Below are 4,508 nucleotides of genomic sequence, written 5' to 3'. Positions count from 1 at the left end.
TTACTTCCATTAGTTAATTTTTATTGCTCTCCAGCTTTGTCCAGAGCATTTCTTGTCCTTTTTTTGAAATTGTCAGCCTGTGATATGAGCATTCCTGCAAGCATCAACAAACATCCCATATACCCTCTAAGAGGTAATGTTTCACCCAACAACAATATCCCACCAATGGCTGCGAAAACTGCCTCCATGCTTAAGGCTATTGCTGCATGGGATGCCTTGGCACTTTTCTGTGCAACCGCCTGAAGAGTATATGCTATGCCTGCAGATATGAGTCCACCGTAGAGAATAGGTATTGCTGCTGCAGATATACCTTCCATATTGACATCCTCAAACATGAAAGCGGCAACAAGACTCAATATGGCGCATACTGCAAACTGTGCCGCCGAAAGCTTTACCGCATCAACCTTTGACACAAAGCTTCCTATTACAATTATGTGAAGACCCCAGAAAACGGCTCCTACAAGTTCAAGAAAATCACCGAATTCTATGGTGAAATTCTCATTTATGCTAAGAAAATACAGTCCAACGGCAGCAACAATGGCACCTACCCAGATATTGAGTCCTGCCTTATGCTTAAGAACTATGCCTATGATAGGTACTATTACTATATAAAGACTTGTAATGAAACCAGCCTTTCCTGCAGTGGTGTATAAAAGACCAACCTGCTGGAGGGATGCTGCCAAAAACAGTATGCTTCCTGCTATAGCACTTGGTGGCTTTTCCAAAATATCGCACGACTATAGCACCGTATTTCATTACATCCCTTCTCTCATTCTTCCTACGGTTCTCTTCCTTTCCTTTTTCCCTTCTATTCATGAAAAATATGATGGGCAGCAATGACAGGCTTCCAAGGGCAAACCTTACTCCGCTGTAGGTAAAGGGTCCTATATGCTTCATTCCCACCCTCTGTGCAACAAAAGCAAATCCCCATATTGCAGCAGTGATTAGAAGAAGCACACTTGATCTTAATTCTTTTCCTTTCATGAATATCCTCCCGATATTATATATGATAATCCATTGTTTAAAACGCCGTTTCAAACTCACAGATATTATACACCAAAACAAGAAAATTTCATAGGAGAAATTGATACCACTTTATGACATCCCTGATACCTTTTTCAAAATCCATATCGGCCTTCCAATCTAGCTCTTCTTCAATCCTTGTAGAATCTATGGCATACCTCAAATCATGACCTGGTCTGTCCTTAACATATTCTATTAAATCATGGCTTTTTCCAAGCTCCCTTAATATTGTTTCAACAACCTCAATATTTGACTTCTCACAACTACCTCCAACATTATAAATTCTTCCCGACTTCCCTTTGTGAATGATGAAGTCTATGGCAACACAGTGGTCCAATACGTGAATCCAGTCCCTTATGTTCCTACCTTCACCGTATACCGGAAGCCTCTTTCCTTCCAAAGCATTGGTAATCATAAGAGGTATAAGCTTCTCTTTGTTCTGGTATGGACCGTAGTTATTTGAACACCTGGATATGGTAACATCAAGGCCAAAAGTCCTATGGTAGGAAGAAACAAGAAGGTCTGCAGAAGCCTTCGATGCCGAATAGGGTGATGACGGTTTCAAGGAAGACTCTTCAGTAAAAAGAAGGTCCTTTCTATCAATGGGAAAATCTCCATATACCTCGTCTGTTGACACCTGGTGAAATCTTTTTACCCCATATTTTCTGCATGCATCCATAAGAACCTGAGTACCCATTATGTTTGTCCTTATAAAGATTCCAGGATCCTCAATGGACCTGTCAACATGGGATTCAGCTGCAAAGTTTACAACAATGTCAAAGCCACCCACCTTGAACAGTTGGTCAACTGTATTCGAATCGGAAATATCACCCTTTATGAATTTGAACCTGTCATTGTCCGCCACCCTGTCAAGGTTTGCCATTTTTCCTGCATAGGTCAAAAGGTCAAAACAAGTAATTTCATAATCCCTGTATTTATTTATCATATAATCTATAAAATTGCATCCTATAAAGCCAGCTCCACCGGTTACAAGTATTTTCATAAATCCTCCAGTCTATTTACATTAAAATATTTATACTCTATACTATATACTAGCCTAATAAAAAAATCCATAATCCAGGAGAATTCTAATGCTCGCCAAACAACATCTTGACAACCCACTTGTAAGTATTTGCTGTATTACCTACAACCACGAAAAATTCATATCCAAGGCTATAAATGGATTCTTAATGCAAGAAACAGACTTCTCATATGAAATTCTAATTGGAGAAGACTGCAGTACGGACAACACAAGAGAAATTGTTGAAAAACTTGTACTAAAAAATCCCGGCAGAATAAGGTTGTTTGCAAACGAACAAAATCTAGGAACCAGGAAGAATGCTAGAAACATAAGAAAAAACGCCAGAGGGAAATATATCGCAGTATGCGAAGGCGATGATTACTGGACAGATCGGCACAAACTCCAAAGACAGATTGACATAATGGAGAAAAACCCTGAACTGTCCCTTTGCTTTCATTCTGCAAAAGTTGTTACTTCAAGAGGAATTCCAGCCGGAACCCGTTTTAAACCATTCAACACAAGTGGTATCCACAATGCCAGTGACATAATCAGAATCGCAGGCGGAGGTATCCCTACTCAGTCAAAGGTCTATAGAAAAACCTCCATGATGAATCTTCCGGAGTGGCATAAAAATGCTCACATAGGTGATATGGCTTCAGATCTTTATCTTTCCTCCCTTGGTCCTGTTTACTATATTAACGAACCTATGTCTGTATACAGGCTGGGTGCAAAGGGATCTTGGACCAGAACGCTGTATTCCGGTCCGAACCTTATAGAAAAAAAGATAATCATGCTAAAAAAAGACATAAATCTATATGACGCCTTTGATGAATTCACAGAATATGAACACAAAAAAACCATCGAAGAAATAAAAACAGAAATTCTTTATGGTATAGAATATCTATCCAATCCTTTTTACAACAAATCCAATACATTTAAAGAACTTTCAAAAAAACTTTCATGGAACAGAAAAAAATCAAAACTAATCAAGTTTTCTATTCTAAAGATATTTGCATGTTATGAAAAACTCTTGAACTACTTTAAGAAATCGGACTGACAATTCTAAAATCATCAATCATTTCATTTAGCTTTTCAGGTGAATTAAACATCAAAACATCTATAATCGAAAGATTTGGAACAAAACTTTTATTGAACTGCTTGTACTTAATGTCATTACATTTTATGAATCCAAGGTCAATATCTGACTTATTAAAGTCTTCCCAAGAATAAAGGGATAATCCTCCAATAGGATTTATATACTCACTGGCTCCCAGTTTGCTACAAATGTCAATAATTCTATTCTGACCTTTCAGGGAGTCGTTCTTGTCCATAGCCGATGAAATCAAAATATCAGTTTCAATACCTAAATGACAACATATTCTTTTTATAGTAAAAACAAGATAATCAGCCAGATTGCTCCCATCCTTGTCTACTATGCTTTTAATAACAGGATAGACGGTATGAAAAAATGGTGCTTTCCCATAAGTCCGTTCTAACTTCTTCATTATTTTTACCTTGTCTGTATAATAATCAAACATTCCGACTTCATTTATAAGGGATTCTCTTCCCGTTTTTTTAACACTGATATTAATCCATCCAGCCTCGTCATTTATCAATATGTGATTTCTGGCAATCCAGCCTCGTCTAATATAATTCACATCATCATAAATCACAAACTTGTCAACTGCATTAATTAGCTGCCAGTAACCAATATATGGGAAGAAATAAGGCTGCATTATCCCAACTTTCATATTACCTTTCAAAGTATCTTATTACCCTGCTAGGATTACCTACATTGACGGAGCATTCTTCAGTATTCCTGATTACAACCGCTCCGCTACCTACAAGAGTATCCTTTGAAATTTTCAACATATTGTTTACAACTGCACCAAGACCAATATATATATGGCTCTCAAATATGCAATGTCCTCCAATCCTACACCCGGGAGCTATTGTATTATGGCTTCCCATAACAAAATCATGTCCAAGATAAACCTTCTGTCTTATAAAATTATTGTCACCCATTTTCCCATGAAAGCCCAGGTATGCGTGGGCCATAATGATATTATTAACTCCCATTTCAAGATCACTATGACAGTCAGCCTTGGGACTGATGTAGTTTCTCAGACTATAACCCTTATCCTTTACCCTGTTATATATTTTCTCCTTCAATCTCATGTTTTCCTGGCTGGTATAGACCACCAGCATATCAAATTTCTCAGGTGGATATTTGTTTACTATGTCCTCAAATGCAATGACAGGAAAACCCTTGTAATTATCCGTTTTCATATATGCTCTATCAACTGTTATTGCTGCAATCTCAAAATCATCATGATCCGCAACCTCTCGACAAATCATTTCTGTCAACACCGACATTCCAAATACTACAACTTTTTTGCTCATATATTTCCTCCAATCAATATTCATTATATTTCCGTTTCTTCGACAGCTATTTACGTCCTTA

4 protein-coding genes and 1 pseudogene are annotated in these 4,508 nt (G+C 37.6%); 1 reads left to right on the top strand and 4 read right to left on the bottom strand.

Annotated elements, in window-relative coordinates:
- Positions 1 to 20: 20 nt before the first annotated feature.
- A pseudogene (locus AC3AX0_RS05250) lies at positions 21 to 984 on the bottom strand (DMT family transporter).
- An 88-nt stretch (positions 985 to 1,072) separates the two neighbouring features.
- Positions 1,073 to 2,026, bottom strand: a complete 954-nt coding sequence (gene rfbB / locus AC3AX0_RS05245) for a dTDP-glucose 4,6-dehydratase (protein ID WP_487549256.1) — start codon at positions 2,024 to 2,026, stop codon at positions 1,073 to 1,075.
- 88 nt (positions 2,027 to 2,114) lie between these two features.
- On the opposite strand from rfbB, the gene AC3AX0_RS05240 reads away from it, so the two are divergent.
- Positions 2,115 to 3,101, top strand: coding sequence for a glycosyltransferase (locus tag AC3AX0_RS05240; protein ID WP_487549255.1), 987 nt, complete (start codon positions 2,115 to 2,117; stop codon positions 3,099 to 3,101).
- On the opposite strand, the gene AC3AX0_RS05235 is transcribed toward AC3AX0_RS05240, so the two are convergent.
- Both AC3AX0_RS05235 and AC3AX0_RS05230 read right to left on the bottom strand, forming a co-directional pair.
- The gene (locus tag AC3AX0_RS05235; RefSeq protein WP_487549254.1) at positions 3,085 to 3,795 is read right to left on the bottom strand and encodes a WbqC family protein; all 711 of its coding nucleotides are present in this window, start codon (positions 3,793 to 3,795) and stop codon (positions 3,085 to 3,087) included. The genes AC3AX0_RS05240 and AC3AX0_RS05235 overlap by 17 nt on opposite strands.
- Position 3,796: 1 nt before the next feature.
- Positions 3,797 to 4,447, bottom strand: coding sequence for an LbetaH domain-containing protein (locus AC3AX0_RS05230; RefSeq protein WP_487549253.1), 651 nt, complete (start codon positions 4,445 to 4,447; stop codon positions 3,797 to 3,799).
- Positions 4,448 to 4,508 lie beyond the last annotated feature (61 nt).

The sequence above is a fragment of the Dethiosulfatibacter sp. genome (assembly GCF_983023055.1).
The sequence above is the reverse complement of the archived record's forward strand: the minus strand, read 5'-3'. Positions and strand labels throughout refer to the sequence as shown.

Coding starts and splice junctions, on each gene's coding strand:
- rfbB (WP_487549256.1), bottom strand. CDS start 2,026: ATGAAAATACTTGTAACCGGTGGAGCTGGCTTTATAGGATGCAATTTT.
- AC3AX0_RS05240 (WP_487549255.1), top strand. CDS start 2,115: ATGCTCGCCAAACAACATCTTGACAACCCACTTGTAAGTATTTGCTGT.
- AC3AX0_RS05235 (WP_487549254.1), bottom strand. CDS start 3,795: ATGAAAGTTGGGATAATGCAGCCTTATTTCTTCCCATATATTGGTTAC.
- AC3AX0_RS05230 (WP_487549253.1), bottom strand. CDS start 4,447: ATGAGCAAAAAAGTTGTAGTATTTGGAATGTCGGTGTTGACAGAAATG.